The 24,326-nt window shown below is 36.7% G+C and carries 20 protein-coding genes; all 20 read left to right on the top strand.

Annotation, left to right across the window (positions count from 1 at the left end):
- The first annotated feature begins 66 nt into the window (after positions 1-66).
- A complete protein-coding gene (locus tag ACMUMK_RS05380; RefSeq protein WP_414700093.1) occupies positions 67-1,215 on the top strand; it encodes a GNAT family N-acetyltransferase in 1,149 nt (382 codons plus the stop codon).
- Positions 1,208-3,805, top strand: coding sequence for a hypothetical protein (locus ACMUMK_RS05375; RefSeq protein ID WP_414700092.1), 2,598 nt, complete (start codon positions 1,208-1,210; stop codon positions 3,803-3,805). The genes ACMUMK_RS05380 and ACMUMK_RS05375 overlap by 8 nt, the downstream gene beginning before the upstream one ends.
- A 24-nt stretch (positions 3,806-3,829) precedes the next feature.
- Positions 3,830-4,786 carry a glycosyltransferase gene (locus tag ACMUMK_RS05370; protein WP_414700091.1) on the top strand — a complete coding sequence of 319 codons (957 nt, stop codon included), beginning with the start codon at positions 3,830-3,832 and terminating at the stop codon, positions 4,784-4,786.
- A 12-nt stretch (positions 4,787-4,798) separates the two neighbouring features.
- Positions 4,799-5,938: a glycosyltransferase gene (locus tag ACMUMK_RS05365; RefSeq protein WP_414700090.1), complete on the top strand. Its 1,140-nt coding sequence runs from the start codon at positions 4,799-4,801 to the stop codon at positions 5,936-5,938.
- The gene (locus ACMUMK_RS05360; RefSeq protein ID WP_414700089.1) at positions 5,938-6,960 is read left to right on the top strand and encodes a polysaccharide deacetylase family protein; all 1,023 of its coding nucleotides are present in this window, start codon (positions 5,938-5,940) and stop codon (positions 6,958-6,960) included. The genes ACMUMK_RS05365 and ACMUMK_RS05360 overlap by 1 nt, the downstream gene beginning before the upstream one ends.
- Entirely contained in the window at positions 6,957-7,997 is a 1,041-nt protein-coding gene (locus ACMUMK_RS05355; protein ID WP_414700088.1) for a FemAB family XrtA/PEP-CTERM system-associated protein, read from the top strand. The genes ACMUMK_RS05360 and ACMUMK_RS05355 overlap by 4 nt, the downstream gene beginning before the upstream one ends.
- Before the next feature lie 15 nt (positions 7,998-8,012).
- Positions 8,013-9,038 (top strand): sulfotransferase, encoded by a 1,026-nt coding sequence (locus ACMUMK_RS05350; RefSeq protein WP_414700087.1) that lies wholly within the window; start codon positions 8,013-8,015, stop codon positions 9,036-9,038.
- Between the two features lie 3 nt (positions 9,039-9,041).
- On the top strand, positions 9,042-10,934 hold the full coding sequence (gene asnB / locus ACMUMK_RS05345; protein WP_414700086.1) for an asparagine synthase (glutamine-hydrolyzing): 1,893 nt from the start codon (positions 9,042-9,044) through the stop codon (positions 10,932-10,934).
- Entirely contained in the window at positions 10,935-11,993 is a 1,059-nt protein-coding gene (locus tag ACMUMK_RS05340; RefSeq protein WP_414700085.1) for an acyltransferase family protein, read from the top strand.
- Entirely contained in the window at positions 11,990-13,114 is a 1,125-nt protein-coding gene (locus ACMUMK_RS05335; RefSeq protein ID WP_414700084.1) for a glycosyltransferase, read from the top strand. Before ACMUMK_RS05340 ends, ACMUMK_RS05335 begins: the two co-directional genes overlap by 4 nt.
- 2 nt (positions 13,115-13,116) lie before the next feature.
- Positions 13,117-14,151, top strand: coding sequence for a sulfotransferase (locus ACMUMK_RS05330; RefSeq protein WP_414700083.1), 1,035 nt, complete (start codon positions 13,117-13,119; stop codon positions 14,149-14,151).
- 1 nt (position 14,152) lies between these two features.
- Positions 14,153-15,334: a glycosyltransferase family 4 protein gene (locus ACMUMK_RS05325; protein WP_414700082.1), complete on the top strand. Its 1,182-nt coding sequence runs from the start codon at positions 14,153-14,155 to the stop codon at positions 15,332-15,334.
- Entirely contained in the window at positions 15,327-16,325 is a 999-nt protein-coding gene (locus ACMUMK_RS05320; protein ID WP_414700081.1) for a glycosyltransferase family 2 protein, read from the top strand. The genes ACMUMK_RS05325 and ACMUMK_RS05320 overlap by 8 nt, the downstream gene beginning before the upstream one ends.
- A gap of 3 nt (positions 16,326-16,328) precedes the next feature.
- On the top strand, positions 16,329-17,408 hold the full coding sequence (locus tag ACMUMK_RS05315) for a glycosyltransferase (RefSeq protein ID WP_414700080.1): 1,080 nt from the start codon (positions 16,329-16,331) through the stop codon (positions 17,406-17,408).
- A gap of 8 nt (positions 17,409-17,416) precedes the next feature.
- Positions 17,417-18,862, top strand: coding sequence for a lipopolysaccharide biosynthesis protein (locus ACMUMK_RS05310; protein WP_414700079.1), 1,446 nt, complete (start codon positions 17,417-17,419; stop codon positions 18,860-18,862).
- A gap of 74 nt (positions 18,863-18,936) precedes the next feature.
- Positions 18,937-19,875, top strand: coding sequence for a glycosyltransferase family 2 protein (locus ACMUMK_RS05305; protein ID WP_414700078.1), 939 nt, complete (start codon positions 18,937-18,939; stop codon positions 19,873-19,875).
- A gap of 1 nt (position 19,876) precedes the next feature.
- Positions 19,877-20,848 (top strand): glycosyltransferase family 2 protein, encoded by a 972-nt coding sequence (locus ACMUMK_RS05300; protein WP_414700077.1) that lies wholly within the window; start codon positions 19,877-19,879, stop codon positions 20,846-20,848.
- 122 nt (positions 20,849-20,970) lie between these two features.
- Positions 20,971-21,879 carry a sulfotransferase gene (locus ACMUMK_RS05295; RefSeq protein ID WP_414700076.1) on the top strand — a complete coding sequence of 303 codons (909 nt, stop codon included), beginning with the start codon at positions 20,971-20,973 and terminating at the stop codon, positions 21,877-21,879.
- Positions 21,880-22,034: 155 nt separating this feature from the next.
- A complete protein-coding gene (locus ACMUMK_RS05290) occupies positions 22,035-22,808 on the top strand; it encodes a hypothetical protein (protein WP_414700075.1) in 774 nt (257 codons plus the stop codon).
- Between the two features lie 72 nt (positions 22,809-22,880).
- On the top strand, positions 22,881-23,798 hold the full coding sequence (locus ACMUMK_RS05285) for a hypothetical protein (RefSeq protein ID WP_414700074.1): 918 nt from the start codon (positions 22,881-22,883) through the stop codon (positions 23,796-23,798).
- Positions 23,799-24,326 lie beyond the last annotated feature (528 nt).

The following is a 24,326-nucleotide window of genomic DNA, read 5'->3' as shown; positions in this document are numbered from 1 at the left end:
CCTTAATATCATTAACCAACTTCACGTTATTGGAACCAAGCCTTGTCAGAAATAGAAAAGGAACTTATGTCTCAATTACCATTTACGACTAACTGTTATTTTCTGAAAGAAAATCAATTAGAACAATTGTCGCATAAATGGCTAGCACTAGAAGCACAAAGCAACTCCTCTATATTTGTCACATGGTTTTGGATTAAGCAGTGGTTAGCTAATAAAGACCTTTCTAACAACAACTGCATTTGTATCGAAGTAACAGCTGGTGAGAATATTGTTGGTTTGGCATTATTTGGGATCAAACGTAAACGTGTATTTTGGGGACTCAATTTCAACCAATACTTTTTACACAAGAGCGGCAATATAAAAGAAGACCAAACTTGGATTGAGCAAAACACATTTTTAGTACATAAAGAATATGCGCAACAATCCACTAAACAGATATGTCTTGCTCTTGAGAATATACCCACGATAGATGACATAAAGATAGGTATGAGCTCACCTAGCTTTATTAATGAACTAGAGATTTCAGGGTTTAAGCAAAGAAAAGAGTTATCTTCCACTGGCTATATGGTCAACTTATCCGGATTACAAACACTCGAAGATTATTTAGCGTCCTTATCTAGAAATACCCGCTCTCATATTAAGCGCTCTTTGAAATTGTTAGACGAAGGTAATTCATTGAAGTTAGTATTAGCTTCCGATACCACAGAGAAAGAAAAAACACTTGGTGATATCGCTGAATTACACCGGAAAAGATGGCGCTCTACCATCTACGGTAGCGGTTTTGATAATCCAGTATTCTATAAATTTCATCGAAATTTAATTAAGCAAGACACAAGTGGCACGCAGTGTAGGTTATATACTTTGTTTCATAATTCAGAGGCTCTTGGGCATGTGTATTTGTTAACTAATGGAAAAACCTGGACATTTTACCTCTCAGCTATAAATTTCGATAAAGATAATAGAATTAAAGTAGGATTAGTGATCCACACCCTTATCATTGAACAAGCAATAAAACTTGACGTTACAACCTATGACTTTTTAGCAGGAGAAGCCCAATACAAAAGCTCACTATCTAACTCCCCACCTTACGAGCAGCATATCTATTGTTTTTATCGTCAAAAGCCTTTGTTGTTAATTAGAGAGCAACTAAGAAAATGGAAACATATGATCTTTGGGGGAATATATACAAGCTTGCGGACAAAATTAAATGGCTAATATACATCAAATCCAACTGCCAATTACTCATAACGAAGACACACATAGTGAAAAGGAGCGTTATTGTGAGGTTTCAATTCCCTTACCTGAGTCTTTAGTCTTTAATATTGAACAATTATCGCTAAACCTAAACTCACAAAATGATAATGACAGTGAAGTAGATACCATCGATGGCATTTGCCAAATTATCTCCTACTGGCCTGATGGCAGTATTAAATGGCTTAAAATAACTTACCTGGCACACTATAAAGCCAATATTTATTTAGGTATATCTAAGGAGCAATCAGATAACAACTACACGTCTAATAATGAACCCGAAGCCTGTATCGTTATTACTGACGATTATCAATACAAAGCAGATGCGAAAACCCTATCAATTAATCTAATTGAGAACCACATTGATTTATTGAATCACAACGAAGAATCAATCTTATCTTTTACCGCTAAAGATTTAAAATTAACAGATCTCAACGGAGTGCCAATACAGGCTAAGTTTCGCCACGCCAAATTAATTGAGCGCAGCAACTTAAAACCTGATAGTGATTCGTCTGTATATCTGATGATTGAAGGAGTGTTTATAGATACGTTAGTGAGTTTCAAACTTAATATAGATTGGTTAATACCACTAAATTTACTTACCTGTTCGGTTCAAATCCACAACACTAACAGGGCTATACACACAGATGGAAAATGGGATTTAGGAGACCCAGGGTCTTTTAACTTCAAGAGCCTAATTTTAGATGTACATACCAACCCCACGGTAAGTCACCCCAGCCATAGCTTAACTAACATTGAAGATAATCTTAGTTACATAGGGGATAGTTTATTCTGCGAACAATTTTCAAGTGGTGGTGTTAATTGGCAAAGCCCAGTTCATGTAAATAAAGATAATAAAGTAGTCATGCTGAAGAATGGTTATGAACTTTCTGTTGACGGGACAAAGCAATCAGGAACACGATGCCAACCAGTTCTTCAATTGAAAAACAATTTAGCGCTAAGGTTAGATAAGTTTTGGCAAAACTTTCCAGCATCCTTAAAATTAAAAGAAAACACCGTATTTTTGGGTTTATTCCCTGAAACCTATTACTCACACGAGCTACAAGGTGGTGAGAAAAAGTCGTATACCCTATTTATATCCTTAGACAGTGAAATTAACGACTTAAAAGCGAACAGCCCTATTCACAGAAGTTCAATCAACTGGCAGTGGATCTCTGACGTAAATTTGTACCCGTATTTAGACCAAGAGAATTCAGATTTAACTCCCCTCCAACCTATAATTGATTTAGGACTCGCTCCTTCCGTTGGCTTTATTTCTAAACGAGAAACACTAGATGAATATGGTTGGCGCAACTTTGGAGATTTATATGCAGACCACGAAACATCAGGATATGTGGGCGACGATCTGTTTGTGTCTCATTATAATAATCAATACGACCCTATTTATGGCTTTTTAAGGCAATACCTAATCTCGGGTAATACCAAATGGTTTGAATTAGCTGATGATTTAGCAAAGCATGTAAGAGACATTGATATTTACCATACAAAACTTGATAAAGATGAATATAACGGTGGTTTATTTTGGCATACAGACCATTATTTAAAAGCTTTTACGTCAAGCCATAGATCATATTCAAAATATCAGTCCAGTGATGCTTATCAAGATCACGCTGGAGGAGGAGGCCCAGGCGGGCAGCATTGCTACACCACTGGTTTGTACTTACATCACTGCTTAACAGGAAATCAAGAGTCTAAAGATGCGGTGCTAACCTTAAGCAATTGGATTTCCCATGTATATGAGGGCTCAGGTACTTGTATTGAACTACTTTTAGCGTTTAAAAACCGTCATATTCCAGGTGCAAAAAATCACTTTACTGGTCAATATCCGCTAGACAGAGGTACCGCAAATTACATTAATGCCCTTCTTGATAGCTTTGAATTAACACAACAACAAAACTATTTGGATAGAATAGAAGATATTTTTGCTAATACTATGCATCCCGATGAGGATGTTGCCGATAGAAATTTACAAGATGTAGAAAACACTTGGTTTTATACTGTATTACTGCAATCCTTGTGTCGTTATTTACAGGTAAAAGAAAGTAGAAAAGAGTTCGATGAGAACTTTTATTATTGCCGAGATTGTTTATTAAACTATGCCGAATGGATGGTTCAACATGAATACCCTTATTTAGAAAAACCAAACATTCTAGAGTATCCAAATGACACTTGGACAGCTCAAGATTTACGAAAAGCCCATGTACTAGCTGGAGCATATTATTACTCCCCAGATAAACAAGAAAAATACGCAGTGAAAGCTCGTTACTTTCAACAGTATGTAGCAGAAGAGCTAAGTAAATCTGACACAAAAAGCTACACTCGCATTTTAGTTTTGCTGATGCAAAACCAAGGAATGGTTGAGTCGTTTCTTAATTCCACATCTGGCATAAGCTTTAATGCAATGAAAACTTGGCCTTTGGCTAGCTACCAACAAACATCTGTTGTAAGTGGGCTATGCAAAGTAATGCTCAAACGAGTAATCAATTTATCTCTCTCAGCAGAAATCAACTGGCTAAAAAAACGCTTGGCGTAGGCACATAAGGATAAATAATAACAAATGCAAATATCTTTTATTATCCCTCATAAGGGACGATTTGAAATGTTATCCCAAACATTAGAGTCAATTAACCGTCAAAACTTTAATTTGCAAAACGTTGAAGTAATAGTCGTTAGCCAAACACCTGAGCTCACACAACAGGAACTTGTCAAAAATCCACTATTTCAACTAAGCATATACACTAGGCCAGTTAATGAAACTATTTCTGCCCTGCGTAATTATGGGGTTTCTGAAGCTACCGGGAAGTATGTGGCATTTCTTGATGCCGATATTTGGTTATCAGAAAACTGGATAGAGCAAATGATTAATGAGCTGGCACTAAATCCAAATAGAATTATCAGTAGTGCTATGCAGATATGTAATGATGATGCGCCAGCTCTAGAAAAAATACGTACAAATTTAAGCAATGCAGATGTGAATTGTGAGGTAGCCTTTTTGCCTGGCAGAAATCTATTTTTAACAAAGGCAGACTTTAATAAAATAGGTGGATTTCCAGAGCACTTAGTTACCTGTGAGGATTATTACTTCACAGATCAAGCGGCTAAACTGGGTAAATTATTTTATACATCGAAGGCAACCTACATTCACCTCGGTGAAGATAAAGTATATAAAGATATGTTTCACAAAGAAATATGGCGGGGGCAGTCTAATTTGCAGTCTATTGCAGGAAGGAGTATCCCTTTAAGAGAATGGCCTAGCTTTATCGCTCCACCAGCAGTGCTTTTAGTGTTCACAGCGTCATTAATTTTATTGCTTTTGGGTTTTTTCTCATTCGCTTTATTGAGCTTTTTAGTGGCAGTACTCCCTATTTTTATATACAGTTTGCGATTATTTTTAATTGCGGACAAAAAACTGAGTTTAATTCACATCCTAAAGTTTTATTTTTGTTATTTTCCCGCAAGAGCAATTGGTACGGTGTTAGGTTTGTTTAAATCCATTGGCATCAAAACATATTAAGGACCTATGCCTGTGACTGAAGTAATTGAGCAAACACGCAAACACACAATAAATGTATTACAGTTTATATGCCCAACTGGATTTTACGGTGCAGAGCGCTGGGTTTTAGCATTAGCTAAACACCTAGACCCAGCATATATACGCTGCGATTTAGCAGTCACCATGGAGCCAGATCAAAAACCACTAGAGCTGGTAAAGGAATATCAAAAGTTAAACCTACCTTGTCATATTGTTAGCATGAAAAATAAGTTTGATTTTTCTGCAGTCAATAAAATGGTAGAGCTCATCAAAAGTAAGAATATCCATATAGTCCATACCCATGGTTATAAGTCAGATATAATTGGTGTTTTAGCAGCCAAAAAGGCAGGGGTACCTTGTGTAGTAACCCCCCATGGATTTGAAAATGCTAAAGACATCAAGTTACGTACTTTTATTTGGCTTGGTTGCCAAGCCATGAAATACGCTACCAAAGTAGTGCCCCTATCACAGCAGCTAAAACAAGACTGTAAGAGAATGGGTGTTAAAGAGGCTAAGACACTATATATTCAAAATGGTGTAGATTTATCTGAGGTCGAAGCCACCCCAACTCCCCCTAGAGATAACTCAAAAGAAAAGCGCATTGGTTTTGTCGGCCAAATGATTAGTCGTAAAAATATATTTGATATCTTAGATATTTTTGAACAGTTACATAGCAAACACCCAGATACTAGGTTGGTACTTTTAGGCGATGGTGACGCCAGAGCAGAATTAGAAGCTTACAGCCAAAAACTTTCAAGCTACGACTATGTTGAGTTTTTAGGGTTTAGAGACGACAGGTTATCTTTGTTAAAATCTTTTGATTTGTTTGTGATGACCTCTACCTTAGAAGGCATTCCAAGATGCCTAATGGAAGCAACCGCTGCCGGTATTCCAGTTGCCGCTTACAACATAGCAGGTATTGACCAGCTAATTGAACACCAAAAGACAGGATTACTGGCCCCCCTAGGAGAGAAACAAAAGCTACTAGGTTACTGGGAACAATTACTATTTAATCAAGACTATGCCAGTGAATTAGCAGATAATGCCAAAAGCTTCGTATACGAACACTATTCCGCAAATCGTATGGCTCGAGAATATACCGAGTTATTTGTTGAGTTATTAAAGGAAGACTGATGAGCTCTCATAGGGAAATGCAAAAACCTATCCTATTTGTACTATCCATAGACACGGAAGAAGAGTGGGATTGGAACGAGGATTTTCCACAAAAAGATGCCAATGTGTCAAATATAGACAAAATCCCTTCATTCCAAAGAATCTGTGAAAACTTGGGGATACGGCCTACTTATTTTATTGACTACGCAGTTGCTGACAACAAACAAGCGGTAGAAAAAATTCTACCTTTAATACCAAAAGGAAACTGCGAGATTGGCGGCCACTTGCACCCATGGTGTAATCCTCCATACTTTGATCCTGTTGGAGAATTTGAGTCACATGTCGTCAATTTACCTAAAGAGCAAGTATCTCAAAAGCTTGAAAATTTAGTGCAAAAACTAAAACAAAGCTTTGATATTCAACCTAAATCATTCCGAACGGGGCGTTGGGGCATTGACAAAAAGGTAATGAGTTTACTTGTGGAGCAAGGCTTTAATGTGGACTCTAGTGTCTATCCATTCTATGAAAATGAATACTTTCATTGTAATGGCGCCCCCTCATTGCCCTACTGGCCTGATTTAAATAACCCACTTCAAGAATCTTCACAAAATAAGATTTATGAACTTCCCGTAACCGTAGGATTTAATAGAAGCAATTTTGAATTGGCGAACAAAATTCATACAGCCTTTACAAAGCCACTACTCAGTTGGACTAGGTTTAATGGTATAGCATGGCATACCAATATCCTAAGAAAGAATTATTTGTGTCCAGAATTATCTACACCTAATGATATGATTTCGTTATGTAAATCTGTCATTGATAAAGGCTACCCCATCTTACATATGTATATGCATAGCTCCAGCCTAGTGGACAACAATAATAGCCTACACGGCAATAAAGACGCATTCAGTTTTATTACTAACGCTATAAAGAAGGTTGTTGGTAAATTATCAACCCAATACAATATTGAGTTTTGCACTATATCTGAAGCTGCCCAAAAAATGCAGGCTCGTGCTCCAATTAAAGGTAACTCCACTGAATGAATATCAGGTTAAGTGTTACAAGTGACAAACAAGCCTGGGAGCAGTATGTAAATGCTCACCCAGATGCAACGCCTTACCACCGTTTTGCATGGGTTCAAAGTATTGAGCAAGCTTACCACCATAAAAATGTAAGTTTTATTGCGCTAGAAGGCGGTTCTGTTGTGGGCGTTTTACCTTGCATTAATATGAAAAAACCATTTTCTAGTAGTGTATTTTGCTCACTCCCCTACTGCGACTTAGGGTTTTGTTTAGCAGATAATGAAACAATCCAAAAAGCTATAATCACCAAAGCTACAGAGCATTTAAAGTCAGTTAAGGGTAGTGCTTTTGAATACAGAGACAGTAATTTAACTGCTACAGACGAACTATCATTTGAGGGCGAAAAGGTACGTATGTTACTGCCATTGCCAGAGAGTTCAGATGAGTTAATGTCTAGCTTCAAATCTAAACTACGCAGCCAAATTCGTAAGTCTGAAAAAAATGGATTGACCTTCAATATAGCGAGCAACTCAAAAAGCATTGACGATTTTTATCAAATATTTTCGATAAACATGCGGAAGTTAGGTTCACCCGTTCATAGTAAAGAGTGGTTTAAAACACTATTTGATAACTACGGTGACAATATTATCTTATCTGTAGTGTACAGTGAGAACATACCCGTCGGTGCGGGCATAGTATTAGTAAATGGCAAAAAAGCATGTATACCCTGGGCATCAACTGTTTCTGAATACAATAGGTTAGCGCCAAATATGATGTTGTACTGGTCTTTGCTACAACATGTATCTAATACAAATGTAGAAGAGTTCGACTTTGGGCGCTCTACATTTAATGAAGGTACTTATAAGTTTAAACGCCAATGGGGTGCCAAACCACAGCCGTTAAAATGGTCAAACCTTATTGCTGATAACCAAGAAAAAAGTGAGTCAAACATAAAGGTCAGTAAAGTAAGAGAGTTAGTAGAAAATGTTTGGTCAAAATTACCCTTAAAAGTAACCACAGTAATTGGACCTATGATACGCAGACATATCAGTCTGTAAACTTGAGAATAGTTTATGAAAAACAAATCAAATAATAAAATTATATATATAGCTGGATTTCCAAGATCAGGAACGACTTGGTTTGCGAATTTATTAAACTCACACTCACAAACAATTTATCGTCATGAACTAATTGGCAGAAATAAACAAATTTTTGGCCAATCGCTTTACAAAAGTATGAAGTTTAATAATGGTGTGACTGACGATCAGCACTCAACCATTATGTCTTTAATACAAAGAGCAGAAGTAGAGACAGATAAACCACCTTTTTTTGTTAAGTCTAAAGGCTTTTTAAAGTTTCCATTTTTTCATCAACTCTCTTGGCTTTGCACTAAAAGCGCCCCTAAGATACTAGCTCCGTCATACAACTCCCTATACAGGGTTTCAGATAAAGATGACTACAAAATATTAATGAAAGAGACAGGGGAAGCAAAATTCATCGAGTCATTTCGCAATAGCCTGCGTTCCTATGTCACATTATTTTTAGTTAGAAACCCTCTAGGTTCAATTAGCTCACATATTAAAGGGATTAATAAAGGCTCAATGCCCGCAAAAACAACCGCTGAAAAACGAGACTGGCTAAATGAACGAATACAAAATAATCCAGAGCAAGCAAGTGAACTAAAAAAACTAAACCCTGATAATATGTCAGACGCTATATTTTTTGGTTTACAATGGCGCAACTACCACGAAAAAGTAGCTGAGTATTGTAATAAATATAATGATTATAAAATCTATTTTTATGACGAATTGGTGTCAGATACACCTCCCAAAGTCAATCAAATATTAGAAGATGTTGGGTTAAAATGGGAAAAGCAAGTAGGTCAATTTATTGCTGAAAGCTCAGGCGAAGGCAAGTCTCTAAATCGATTCAAAAAGTTTGATTCAAACGATAAATTTTATAGTGTTTATAGAGATACAACTTTCAAGAAAAATGATTGGCATGATGTAATAACACCAGAAGATGTAGAGTTTATAACTAACTACACCAAATCTACCCTAGAGAAGATGCAACAGCTATCTCAGGCAAATAAGGACTAATTTATGTGTGGGATCGCAGGATTCACCCAGTTTAGTGCCCCAGTAGGCAACAAAAAGACATTAGAACAAATGGGGAACGCTTTGATACACAGAGGGCCAGACGCTGGTGGAGAGTATATTGACGATCTTGTTGGATTAGCCCATAGACGTTTGAGCATTATAGATTTATCTGAATTAGGCAATCAACCTATGTTCTCCCATGACCGTAAACTAGTCATAGCGTTTAACGGTGAAATTTATAACTTTTCAGAATTAAGAGAGGAGTTATTGGCAAAAGGCTATCCTCTTAAGACTCCCGGTGATACGGAAGTGATTCTCGCTCTTTATGAGCTAGAAGGAGAAGCATGCCTACAAAAACTAAATGGTATGTTTGCATTTGCCTTATGGGATATCGAAAAAGAAAAACTATTTATAGCGCGAGATAGAATAGGTAAAAAGCCACTTTATTACTTACAAGATAATGATCGCTTTGCTTTTGCTTCAGAAATAAAAGCAATCTTAACCTTACCAAATGTTCCTCGAGACATTCGCCTTGATGCCGTTTACGACTTTTTTGCATATCAATACGTACCAGACCCCAAAAGTATTTTTACCCATATCCACAAGTTACCGCCAGGGCATTACATGACTGTAGACGCTACAGGTATGAAGACGACTCAGTATTGGGATATATCCTTTGGCCATACTAGCCACGACAGTGAAGCTTTGTTAACTAAGAAGTTGCAAGAAATCGCGACCCAATGCACTAACCAGCGTATGGTGAGTGACGTGCCCCTCGGCGCATTTTTAAGCGGGGGCGTAGACTCAAGTGGCGTAGTTGCAATGATGTCAGCTAACAGTGACTTACCTATAAAGACTTGCACAATTGGCTTTGATGAAGAAAAATTCAATGAAACAGAGTTTGCCAAAGAAGTTGCAGACAAGTATCACACTGAACATCACGAATTTACCGTACATCAAAATGTTGCAGACAATTTAGAGAAAATTGCAGAGTATTTTGATGAACCATTTGCAGATCCTTCATTAGTGCCAACTTACTTCGTGTCTGAGTTAGCCCGTCAAGAAGTAACAGTTGCAATAGCAGGAGATGGCGGCGATGAAGTCTTCGCAGGGTACGAAAAATACACTACCGACGCCACTGAAAATATGTTGCGCAGTAAATTCCCTATAACAATACGTAAACACCTATTTCCTAAATTAGCTAATATGCTTTCTAAGAGTAATTCCAAACTTTGTCGTAAAGGGAACTCATTACTCACTAGCCTCAGTCAAGAACCTGAAATGGGCTTTTACACTACCAACTCACAAATTAGTGACAAGCAGTGGAATAGGCTAGTTAAAAGTGATGTAAAAATGAAGTTAGGCGATTATCATCCGTCCCAAATTACCATAGATGCATACAGAAACTCTGATGGCCCAGACCATCTTTCAAAAATACTATACACAGACATGAAAACCTATTTACCGGGTGGTATTTTAGTTAAGGTTGACCGCATGAGTATGGCAAACTCATTAGAAGTTAGAGCTCCTCTTCTGGACAAAGATGTCATAGAGTTTTCTGCCACGCTGCCCTCAGCAATGAAATACAAAAATGGCGAAAAAAAGCACATTCTCAAAGAAGCTTTTAAGCCCATGTTACCTGATGGTATTTTGTACCGTAAAAAAATGGGATTCTCTGTTCCATTAGCCACTTGGTTCAGAAGTGAAATTAAAGAAATAGCAGAAAGACATTTGATAAACCAAGCTCAAGGGTTAAAAGCTATTTTCAATCACAATTATGTCAAAACACTGTGGAATGAACATCAAAATAACACAGCTGATCATAGTAACTTACTATGGAGCATGTTGATGTATGAAATGTGGTGGGTTAAATATTCGCAAGGTGAAGCTAAGTAAATGTTTGGTATTTATCGATTTGTATTAGCCTTAAATGTGATGATATTTCACATTTTACAAGTCCCTACAATAGGTCCATTAGCAGTTTATTCATTTTTCATACTAAGTGGTTTTCTAATGACCATTATTCTGCACGAGAACTATGGCTACTCAATTAACGGGTTTAAAGCTTATGTTATCAATCGGTTTTTGAGGCTTTACCCAACATATTGGTTTTTGTTAATAATTATTGTTTTAATTATCTATTTAGTTGGAGTTGACTTTGCTTCTGAATCCCATTCAAAAATGCAACTTCCCACAAATTTATCTGAATGGTTAGCAAATATAGGTATGATGTTTATTCAATTTAATCCAGTTGAATATTCACCTCGACTCTCCCCGCCAACATGGGCACTTACCATAGAGCTATTTTTCTATATACTTATTGGATTAGGAGTTAGCAAAAATAAAGGAATGACGTGGTTCTGGTTTATCGCTAGCGCTCTGTATGTTTTAACAAATAATATATTCTCAGGAAAACTTGGCACAGGCTACGGCAACATTTTAGATGCATCACTACCGTTTTCCATAGGTGCACTGCTTTTTTTCTATCACCAAACACTCTTCTCTTTGGCTTACAAAATTCCACATGGGCGTAACTTAGCAATTCTTGTTTTTATATTGAATGTGTTACTTGCGCCAATCACTAAAGCATTTGTACCAGAACTTTATCAATCACACGGCTGGAAAATAGAAGTTGTATCTACTTGGCTAAATTTACCATTAAGTGCACTAATGACTATTTTGTTATTCAATATTCGTTCCCAAAATAAAACATTAAAGCTAATAGATATTCGATTAGGTGACTACTCTTACCCACTGTACATCTTTCACACTGGGGCTGCTTGCCTTGCATCTTGGCTGTATTTCAAAATAGGGCTCGTAAGTGGGCCTGAACACACCTTACCAGTATTTTTGGTGGCATTAGCTATCACACTTGGCGTCAGCCAATTAAGTGAAAACATGGTTAATAATAAAATTAACAAGCTACGTAAACGAATAAAATCAGGAACGTCATGATTAAACCCACTACTTACTCTATTATGCATCTAACCTATGACATGCGCATTGGTGGTACAGAAATGGTAATTAGAAACCTGATAGAGAGCTCTGACAATAACCTATTTAATATGTCGATTTATTGTATAGAAACACCAATTGGGCCTTGGGGTAGAGAATTACAAAATAGTGGTATTAGCGTGACATCTAAAGACCGTAATCACGGTTTTGATAAAAAACTAATATCATCCATTCGCACTCATATAAAACAAAATAACATCGATGTTATCCATTGCCACCAATACACCCCTTGGGTTTATGGAGTTCTCGCAGCATTCGGTACTAAAACCAAAGTGTTATTTACCGAACATGGCCGTTTCTATCCCGACTCAAGTAGTTGGAAACGTAAGCTTGTTAACCCTTGGTTATGCAGAATTACTGATCGTATCGTAGCTATATCCAAAGCAACAAAACAAGCATTAGTAGACTTTGAGTATATTCCCGCGAAAAAAATAGAAGTCATATATAATGGGATAAAAACGCCAGAAGTAATTGCAGACAAAACAGAAGCTCTTAGAAAAAAATTAGGCATTACAGCCGACACTATATTGCTCGGGACAATAGCAAGACTTGATCCCATCAAAAATCATAAAATGATGCTTGATGCCTTTTCGAGCATATTAAAAACTCACTCAAACTCGAAACTAATTATTGTTGGTGATGGCGATGAACGGGAAAATATTAAAGAGCAAATACAAAAATTTGGCATAGAGAACAAGGTCATTATGCCCGGTTATGATTCCGAGCCTCAGCATTATTTAGCCTTGATAGACATTTTCTTGTTATCATCCTTGAGTGAAGGAACTTCTATGACGTTATTAGAAGCTATGTCACTTAAAAAATCCTGTGTAGTGACTGATGCAGGTGGAAACCGAGAAATTATTGAAAATGGCATTAATGGCCATGTGACTTTAAATGATGATGCGCAAGCGTTTGCTAATGGAGTACTTAACATCATGAATAGCTTTGAAACTCGGCAGCGTATGGAGAAAGAAGCTTTGTCACGCTTTAAATCATTATTCCATGTAAATACGATGGCAAAACATTACGAAACCATTTATCTAAATTTATGCGAGAAATAAGCTTGATTACACGCATAAAAAAAATATCAACAGCCATTCTTCTAAAGTTTTTAAAGCAAACAGATATTCAACATTTTTTAGATGACAGAGTGCGAATTGGTCAGCAAAGGTTACCAGAGCTAAACAACCTAGCTACCCCATATCTTAACCCTCGGGTAGAGTCTGTTAAAACAAATACGCGAGACGATATAGTATTTATTAGTAGTCGTTTTAGAAGTGGCTCGACTTTACTTTGGAATTTATTTAGACAGTCTGGCGAATGCACCTCACTATATGAACCTTTCAATGAAAGACAGTGGTTCAACCCTGAAACCAGAGGAGAAAATGTAGACCAAACACACAGAGGGGTAGATGACTACTGGGCTGAATATGTAGGAATGGAATCACTATCAGAAATTTATGATGAAAATTGGATACGTCACGAATTAATGATGACAGAAGAAAGCCATGCCCCTGCAATGCAAAAATTTATTGAAAGATTAGTAGAACTATCTCCTAAACGACCAGTTTTACAATTTAACAGAATCGATTTACGCCTCCCCTGGATACGACAGCATTTTCCAAATGCAAAAATTATACATTTGTACCGTCACCCAAGGGAGCAATGGTGTTCATTTCTGACTAATCACCAAATAATGAATAAAGATCACGTTATAGACACCTATCAAGACGCATTTTATCTAGATACTTGGTGTAATGACTTAGCGAAACACTACCCATTCTTAGATAAACGACACACGCCCCATCCTTACCAGAGATTTTATGCGTTATGGAAAATATCGTTTTTATACGGATTACAATTTGGAGATCACAGTTTAAGTTTTGAAGACTTAACTAGCCAACCACAAGAAGAACTTAACACTATATTTAATGTATTAAATTTAAAAACCTCTTCTTCCTCTATCGAACGACTAAGTCAGGTAATACAAGCACCTGCAGTAGATCGTTGGAAGCAATACGCTGATGATGAATGGTTCACTACTCACGAACAAAAAGTAGAAGCGATGATTCAGCCTTTTATTAAGAAGAATGAATAAAATGAAAATAATAAAAAAAGCGTTAATGTTCAGTGAAATTTTTCCACCTATGCACGGCGGCAGTGGCCGTTGGTTTTGGGAAGTTTACAGTAGACTCAACCCAGTAAACTACGTGGTATTAGCAGGTGTAACGCCGGGCCAACGGGAATTTGATGCCAATGCAAAAATAACAATTGAGCGGATCAAGTTTAAATATACAAAATGGTCTGACTGGGGGCTATTATCACTATCCGGTATAATTTTTTATATAAACCTGTTTATGGACACGTGGAAAATCATCAAAAAGCACGATATTGAAGTAATTCATTGTGGAAGGTGTATTCCTGAGGGCTTTGTCGCCTATCTCATTAAACTGATTTTAAAAACTCCCTATTATTGCTACATCCATGGTGAAGATGTTGAAAATGCAGCTACAAGTAGATCGTTTAGCTGGATTGTTCGCCGAGTCCTTAAAAATTCAGATCTGCTAATTTGTAACAGTGAGAACTCTAAACGCGTATTGCGTGCCCATTGGGACGTCAACTCCGATAACATAAAGGTAATTACACCCGGTGTAGATACAAATCTATTTAAACCTGCCTCAAGAAACCCAGAGCTACGCACAAAGTTTGGCTGGAATGACCGGCCAGTGTTACTTACAGTTTCTAGATTAGAACCCAGAAAAGGCCATGAAACCCTTGTAAAATCATTAGTTGCTCTAAAACAAGAAGTACCAGATATTCTCTACGCCATCATAGGTGGTGGCCCACAAAAAGAAGCCATCGAAAAGTTAGTTGCAGAACTAAAGCTTAAAGACCACGTTATGTTCATGTCTGAGTTATCAGATCAGCAAATGATAGAATGCTACCAACAAAGTGATATTTTTATTCTACCCAATCGAGATATTGGTCGAAATATTGAAGGCTTTGGAATCGTAATGCTAGAAGCTCAAGCATGCGGAATTCCTGTTATAGGCGGAAACTCCGGAGGAACACCAGAAACCCTGATAGAGGGGGAAACAGGGTATATAGTAGACTGCACAACACCAGATGCCCTTAGCCCCAAAATTCAATCAATGCTCAGCGATCCAAATACTATAGAAAAAATGGGCTCTAATGCTCGCAGTCACGCTTTGCATTATGACTGGGATATACTTTCTCAAAAACTAGAAGCCGTATTTAAAGGTAATACTCAAGATGTCTAACAACTCACCACTTATTAGCGTTATTGTTCCGATTTACAATAGATTGCATTTTTTACCGCAACTATTTAATACCATTTTTGCGCAAGACTATGAAAATTTTGAAGTTATTATAGTAGACGATGGTAGTACAGATGACTCGGCTAAATGGATAAATGATAACAAACATAGTTTTCGCAAAGAAATTACCATGATATATCAGCCGAATGCTGGTCATTACGCAGCCAGAAACAATGGATTAGATCACGCAAAAGGCGAGTTAATTGCTTTTCAAGATAGCGATGATGAATGGCCGTCCTATCACTTGTCACAATTTGCAAAACTGTTCGAAAAAAACCCTGATGTAGATTGGATATTTGGTTCACTACGTCGTATTAATCATGACACTCGAGAAACCGTTGAAGAGTCAAATTTTGTAACTAAAGGTGGTAACCGCCACCCATTTCTTCTTTTAGATACAGACACACGTGAAGATGGTTTAGCAGTTATTACTGATAAAAGAATTGGCGAAGTCGCTATTTTAAGTAGGGTTCCTGGTAGTACTCAAAGTGCTATTATGCGTAAAAAAATCTACAGCAGTTTACGCTTTGACCCTTCGTACCGCACTGCCTATGATCAGTTTTTTGCAGTTAAAGTCGTACTCGCTGGGTTCACATTTGGTTTCGTTGAAGACGTACACCAAATTTATCATATTCACGACGCCCATGTATCAACTGTAGCTGGCGGTAACGCTGATAAAATGGAAAAAAGCGCTAGAACCCATATACGAGGGTACTCTAGCCTTTTACCTTGTACTCATACCAAACAAGAAGCAGACAAAGTTAACAAACGACTAGCGCAAGAGTGGGCTTGGTCATTGAGTACTGCCTTGCGTGATAAAAAACAACATAAAGCTGAATTTAAGGCGATGTGTAATGCAATAAAATTGTTTCCTAGTGAGCCACTTTATTGGAAAACAGCTTTAGCAGCACTTACACGAAGTATAGTTGGATAGTAAGTGATAAAAAACAATCATAAAAATGTACTTTTTGTTCCAGATTACAGTGAGGCTAACCCTTACCAAAAGATGTTAGCTGATGAACTACTAGAACATCATGCTGAAGTAAAATATGACAAGTTTTATCCTTCTATATTTCCATTGTTTACAATTTGGAAAAAACACAAAAATATAGATGTAATACATTTACATTGGGTGGTTGATTTAATCTCTATTATTGCTTGGTCTAAAAACCCACTAATATTTAAGATAAAGTGTTTCCTATTGCGATTAGACTGTCTATTAGTGAGGGCTCTTGGGGTGAAGTTACTATGGACAATTCATAATAAATTTGCCCACCAACAATTAGAGCGTACCAAAGAAACTCAAGTCAGAAGAGCCTTAGTCAAAGGTGTAAATCAAATAATTGTACACAGTGAAAATGCCTTAGATACATTATGCGAACACTACCAATATGATTTTAGGTATAAATCTACTGTAGTGTTTCATGGAAACTATAATGGGGTATACCCTGCCCCTAGCGCTACTCGTGATCAACTGCTAAAGCACAGTAACTTAAACGCTGAAAATAAAATCATAGCTTACATAGGTATGATAAGACCTTACAAAGGAGTCGATAAGCTAATCAGTGCGTTTATGTCCGCTTCAATCGACAAAGCCAGCCTACTTATTGCAGGTGCACCATTAGACAAAGAATACGGTAACAAACTGGTATCTAAGGCAGCCAATAACCCCAATATTACATTTGATTTGCAGTTTCTTGAGGATCAAAGCCTAATTGACTACCTAAAAGTGACTGACGTAATCTGCTTACCTTTCAGTGATACTCTCACTTCAGGCTCTGTCATTTTAGCAATGACAATGGGTAAAGCCCTTATATTACCTGAAACAGCCAGAGTGTTTGGCTGTGTGCCAAACGAAGGTGTTGTATACTTCAACACTTCTTCAGAATTAACCGAAATTTTAATTAACATTGATAAATTGGACGTTATCAAAATGGGGCTAATAAATAAGAATAAAGCCAACTCTATGACTTGGAGTGAAGCAGCAAACCTAACCAATGCTCTGTACAATACGTAAGGATATTAGTGGCAACTTTTAAAAAAGCTTTAATTTTTTCGTTTGCAGAAAAGTATTTACGAATCATACTGCAGTTAGTTTCAGTCACTATACTTGCGCGGTTAATTACACCTGAAGAATATGGCATTTATACCATTGCAGTAGTCTTTGTTGGTATTGCATCCATTATCAAAGAGCTTGGTGTTAATAACTATCTAATCAAAGAACAAGACTTAACGACGGATAAAATCCGCAGTGCTTATGGTGTGCTAATAATCGTCGCAACGTTTACTGCATTGATTTTATTTTTATCCTCCTCATTTATCGCCGACTTTTACACAGAACAAACCCTGTCACCTATTTTAAAACTGCTAGCCTTTAATATCTTAATTGCCCCATACGGCAGTATTATTCAAACATTGCAAAGAAAAGAGCTTAATTTTCAACCATCTTTCGTCACTGGGTTATTAAGTCAACTAATCAGCGTTATTATGATGATTGGTCTAGCGATAAACGATTTTGGTGTATACACCTTAGTTTGGGGGGCAATTATTCAAACTGCCACCCAAGCCCTTTTAATCCAATTTTATCGTCCAAAGAGCATGCCTGCACTCCCTAACCTTAAATTATGGAAAGAGATCACCGGCTACTCCAGCTTTGTTAGTCTAAATGCAGTAGCCGGCCATATCGGCCATAACTCAGCAGAACTAATTACTGGTAAGTTTTTATCAATAACAGATGTGGGCATACTTAATCGGGCTTCAAATACCGCGGGTTTATTTAACAACCTTTTTACTCAAGCACTAGGGCCTGTAGTAACACCATTTTTTGCAAAACTAAAAGCAGAGAAAGGTGATATAACACGTTCTTTCAAAACAATTTTACAGATCCAACTTAGTATTGCTTGGCCTTTTTATATAGTCTTGGGCCTGTTTTCTGAACTTATTATCCGTATTTTATTCGGGGAACAATGGTTAGCCGCTGCACCTTTACTATCTCTATACTGTATAAGTAGAAGTATTTACTTTGTTACTCAGTTAGCCGAATCGATTCTGATGGGATTAGGGGAAGCTAAATCAATTATGAAAGCTGGATTATTGCTCAATTCATTACGAGTAATTATAGCCTTAATTTTTGCACCATATGGTTTAACTACTTTAGTAACAGCTTTAGTAACTATTCCTTCTTTAATTCGGCTTGCAATATATTTTTACTTAATAAAAACAAAGATACACATTACATCGAAGAATTATATTAGTTGGCTTAAGTCACCTTTTATAATCTCAATCTTCACCTTGACTCCATATTTGGTATTCTCAATGCTTCCATTCGCGTCAACGTCAAATATGCTCAGTGCTCTAGTAACAATTATCGCCATGGGCATAATTTGGCTATTCATGGTGTTTTATTCTGAACAAGGGCAACTATTGAAGAAGCAATTTTTACCAAGTACCAAGAAAAATATAAAACTATGAATTTAACCGGCAGACTACAATACTCTTGTAAAATGCTAGACACTCCACAAAAATTGTTACGAGAGTAGAGATAATTGAGTTCGTTTAAAATAGAAAAGCCTGTGATATCAGTTGTTGTTCCTGTTTATAATCGTAAGGAGCGGCTACTGGTGGTGCTTAATAGCTTATTAAATCAAGATATTACCGTTTTATACGAAATATTAGTTGTTGATGATGGTTCTTCCGACGGCAGTACTGAAGCTATTGAAAACATAGATAATAAAATCAGAGTAATACGCCAAGTAAATAGAGGCGCCGCGGCGGCACGGCATTGCGGTGGATTAAATGCTAGAGGGGAGATTATTATATACCACGATTCAGATGACCTCGCTTTACCAAACAAATTAAAGGTAATGAGTGAAGCCTTAAATCGACACCCTGACTGCGTTGCAGCGGTATCAATTTCCAAAAACCCTGACAAAAAAAACTGGAAACTTCCTTATTGGGCTAAAAAAGGGGACTCTAGTGATGTTGTATTTGACAATCCATTAGAACACTTTTTTGGCAACTACTACCCATTAGCAAATGCAATGAATATTGCCATCAGACGCGATGTGGCACTATTCTCTGGGGCAGAGATGGAACATTTTAAAGCTGCAAATGACTACCAACTCCAGTTTAAAGCAGCAACTAAAGGAAAGTTTGTATGTGTTCCAGTAGTAACTCATGAATATCATGTTGGAGAGGGTATTAGTTCTAACTTTGGACAATATGTTCAAGAGGCTTTTTCATTAATCTCAATGTGGGATAATTTTGCTCTATTAAGCTCACCTGAAGAATTTAAACATCATGTTCAGCGACGTTCAGAAAATGACGGGCCGAGGATTATTCTAATGTTACTGACTAAAAAAAAGTTCTCTTTAGCTTGGCAAGTAATGATTAAGACCGTGAAATATGGAAGAACCCAAAAATTTCCAAGTAGAATATACTGGGCTCTTGAATATTATTTAAAAACAAAAAAAGCTCGAGGCTAACATGGCAACTTTAGTATCAGTCATTATCCCAACTTATAATCGCGTTTCATTACTTGCAAGAGCTTTAGAATCTGTAGTTGCTCAAACCATAGATAATATTGAAGTAATTGTTATCGATGATAATAGTACAGACGAAACCCAAACATTATTGATTGATTTTACCACTAAGTACCCATTTATAACGTCTTACATAAACCCGAATGAGCGTGGTGCATCATCCGCAAGAAATTATGGTATTTCTAAAGCTCAAGGGAAATACATCGCCTTTTTAGATAGTGACGATGAATGGATGGCTCATCACCTTAAGACATCCCTACACTACCTTGAAACCTACCCAGAACAAGTAGACTTAGTCACCGCAAATCCTCTCCGTGTAAATCAGTTAACCAATGAGGTTTATAGGTATGATGAAATCGAACTAGGTCTGTATGATTATTCAATATTAGAAAAAGGCTACCTTTTTAAGCGAGAAACACTACTTAATACAGCGTTATCTCGCCGCATAATGACAACTCAAACAATAGTAGCAAAGCGTCAATTGCTCCAACAAACTTCATTTAATACCGACATTATTTGGGGAGAAGATAACATGTACATTTTGGACCTTGCTGCGTTAAAACCCAATGTGCTGCATCTGCAAGATTACCATGTAAAATATTGGGCCCACGAAGACAATATCACCAATAACATTGGCCAAAAAGATCAAGACTATATAGATGAAGCCACTATTGGTATGAGTAAATTCTACTTTACTGTATTAGAAAAATTTTCAGCTGAAATTAAACACAACCAAGAAGCGAAAGATAGAATTGCTAATTTCATCTTTTGGCAACTCGGATACAGTGTTTACTGTCGCAGAAATGAATTTGAGTCAGCGATATCGTGCTTTCATAAAGCTATGCAGCTTTCTCCCTATAAACTTAGGTTTTATAAAACTTATATAGCAACTCAATTAAAGAGGCTCTTTAAATAAATCTAATAGGGTTTATTTAGAATCGGCATATGGTAATTGTTACCGTATAAGTATTAAAATTTTAATAGCCTCATTTGGGCGTTCCCTATAGAGTCATCGGGGCTTAGTAAAAGGAATATGCAGTGTCATTTTTATATTCAATTCGAAAAAGTCTATTTGGTAGTCACAATAGTAAAGTACTAAAAAATGAGGCCAAAGCTAAATTTTACAATCCTGTTTTGAGTTACCAAACCCTAGTTTCAAAAATTAAAGAAAAAGGTTACACCCAGAGTACAGAGGCACCAATTTTTATATTTTCGGCTGGATGGCGCTCTGGCTCAACACTTCTGCAGAGGTTAATAACCTCAGAAAACAAGCTGCTTATTTGGGGCGAACCATATGATAGATGTAATTTAATTCAAAATATGGCCAAAAGTATGAACGCTTTTGATAACTCTTGGCCCCCTGAAGGCTATTATATAAAAAATGAAACAAACGATTTGGCAAATCAATGGATCGCTAATTTATACCCATCTCTCGATAAATATCTGTCAGCTCAAACCTCTGTACTGTTAGAAATGTTTTCTATTCCAGCCCAAAGGATGGGTGCTAAAAATTGGGGAATAAAAGAAGTAAGATTCGGTTTATCAGAAGCCCTTTTTTTAAAGTTGTTGTTTCCAAATGCTAAGTTTTTATATTTAGAAAGAGAGCTACATACTGCGTTTTCTTCTTACAAATCATTCAATTCAGAAATGCCATGGTTCGCTGAATATCCAACAAAGCATGTATTTACTCCTTATAAGTTTGCATCCCACAGAAGAAAGATGATCACAGAAATGAAAGAAGCCCAAAAGATAGTTGGAGGGATACACATAAAATACGAAGAACTCATATCAAATCAAAGTGTTGTTTCTTCTATAGAAAACTATTGTGACTTAACGATAAGTAACGGCGTGTTAAATAATAAAGTGGGCTCTGGCGATCAAAAGTCGTCAATTAACATTTTAGATAAAGTTTTGCTTCATATGGGCAATAGATATCGAACAGCTTAAAAATTCGGCTACTTCACATGAAGAGTTGCAGCAATAAACTTAACGATCTGTATTCAATCTAAGCCTTCGATGGTTTATTATTATGATTAAAAGAACACCTCCTTAATCACATTGATATTATTTTGAAACCACTTTCTATTCTTGCATCAATTTTTATGACAACAGGCCTTATATTACTATCAATTAATATTTGGGGGCAGTTTCAAACTATAAGAAGCGAAGAGTTAGTTGATTTACAGACACGTTTTAAAAACGAAAAAAAAATAACCTTTGAAGATGCATTAGAACAAATACAAAAAGCCCCCAAAGAGTCAAATGAAGAGTTCACTAAAAGACTCACCCACGTAGTATCTGACAGCTTAGTTCATATTCATTGGTATAGAGAACCAGACAATAGTCGCTTTAATCAACTGGTGCCTATCTGGGAGAATTACTTTCTTTACTTTATGGGGCGCTTTTCAGGTATTCCTGAGTTTGAAAAATACCACTATACAGACTATCGTCGAAGTATTAAGCGAGGAATAGGAATTTGCGGTGATGCTTCCATAGTAATGTCACAAATTCTTAGTGATAATAATATAGAGAACAAGATAATATCTTTTCCAGAGCATGTGGTCGTTGCAGCACAAATATCATCTCAAGAAGCCTTGATATACGACCCTGATTACGGCGTCGTATTACAGCGCTCACTAAGTGAAATACGCGCACAACCAGAAATAATCAAAGACTTATACTTGAAAGCAGGTCATAGAATAGAAGACGCTGCATTATTACAACAACTCTATGATTCCCCTTCAAAAGAATGGGATGGCCCACAGCACTTCATGACTAAAAAGTACTATTTTGAAAGGGTGTCCTATGCACTAAAGTGGCCCCTGCCGATAGTGTTTATATTTATAGGGTTGTTAATAATAAAACGTAAAACTTAAAAAATAGTTATTTGTAAATAATCAATTACATATACAGGTTGTAAATTATGGATGAGACAAAAGGCTGTGAACATGAAGATAATTGAACAATTGCAAGGTAAATTAAACAAGAAGCGGTTTTCTATTGCTGCTCAAAAAATACGTAATACCGCTCCAATTGAACTACCAAGTGATGCAGCAGTGGTAGTAGTATCACAGGTGTATCACCGTGCTTTAGACATGACTTTGTTAGCCCTAAAGTCATTTGTAAAATATTTTAGTGAGGCAACGGTCGAACTTATAGACGACGGCAGCTTAACTAAAGAAGATTATGACTTACTTAAAGAACATTTACCTGGGGTAATTATTGTTCATATTAATAGTATTGAACTAGGTCAGCTCCCAAGTGGTGGCACCTGGGAAAGACTAACGTATATTATGAATCGAACTCAAGATAAGTATGTTATTCAAGTGGATACCGACACCATTACATGCGGACCAATAGATGATGTGTTTAACGCCGTGAAACATAATCAAGGGTTCTCTATTGGTAATCCTAGGTGGATTAATCGAGTCCCTACCGAATACACGTCTGCTTATGCAAAAAAGTTTGGTAATGATCACGTCCAGTTTTTAGGTGAGCAACATTTGCATTCGTTAAATTGTTTTGATTTACCAGAATACTTAAGAGTCTGTTCAGCTTTTACCGGTTTTCCTAGGGGGATGTTTTCAATGCAAGACTTGGTGAGTTTTTCAACCGAAATGATAGAAAAGCTAGGTAACGAAAAATGGAATGAGTGGGGATCAGAGCAGTTTTCTTCTAATGTTATGATATCTAAGCTCAGTAACTCATTTGCTTTGCCTTGGCCTAAATACCAAAACTTTATGCAACCCTCATATACAGGACCCGTTAAAGGAATTGTGTCGGTTTTTCACTTTATCGGATCTCATCGATACCATAAACGAATATATGAAAAACTAGCAGCACAAACTATAAAAAAGCTTTTGTAATATTATCACCTGTTTAAAATGCTTTACTTACAGAAGGTCTTTCCACATTTACACGCTTGTTCTTAAATATGTTTAAATGAACATAATTGAACGATCATCAGGGGACACTTCGATGAAACAGTGTTCAAATCCAATTCCCAGTCCACTTGACGTTTACTAGTCGTTTTTCAATTGTCGGGAAATAAGGTATTAATTATCTCGCAATGCTAAGCAAGTATTACCAAGAAACGGAAGCTGTAAAATAGAAAATGACGATATTGATTGGGCTATGTATGTAGTGACTTAGAGGAAAATGCTTTATGAAAATTAAGAAATATCGAACCATAGCAATACGATATGGAAAGTTAGCTTAAAATTACCATAGTACGGTGCCACAAGCTTTCATATTTATGTGATTACCTATGTAGATTAATTAAAATATACACAATCAAGATAAGCACGGTCTAGTTAAAACACAATTGACTCATTTGATTTACCCTATGTTATAGAAGTTGGCACTAAATGTGATTTTTTTACAATTAACTTTCT

The organism is Paraglaciecola sp. 2405UD69-4 (assembly GCF_047525415.1).
In the GTDB taxonomy this organism is placed as follows: Bacteria; Pseudomonadota; Gammaproteobacteria; order Enterobacterales; family Alteromonadaceae; genus Paraglaciecola.
The sequence above is the reverse complement of the archived record's forward strand: the minus strand, read 5'-3'. Positions and strand labels throughout refer to the sequence as shown.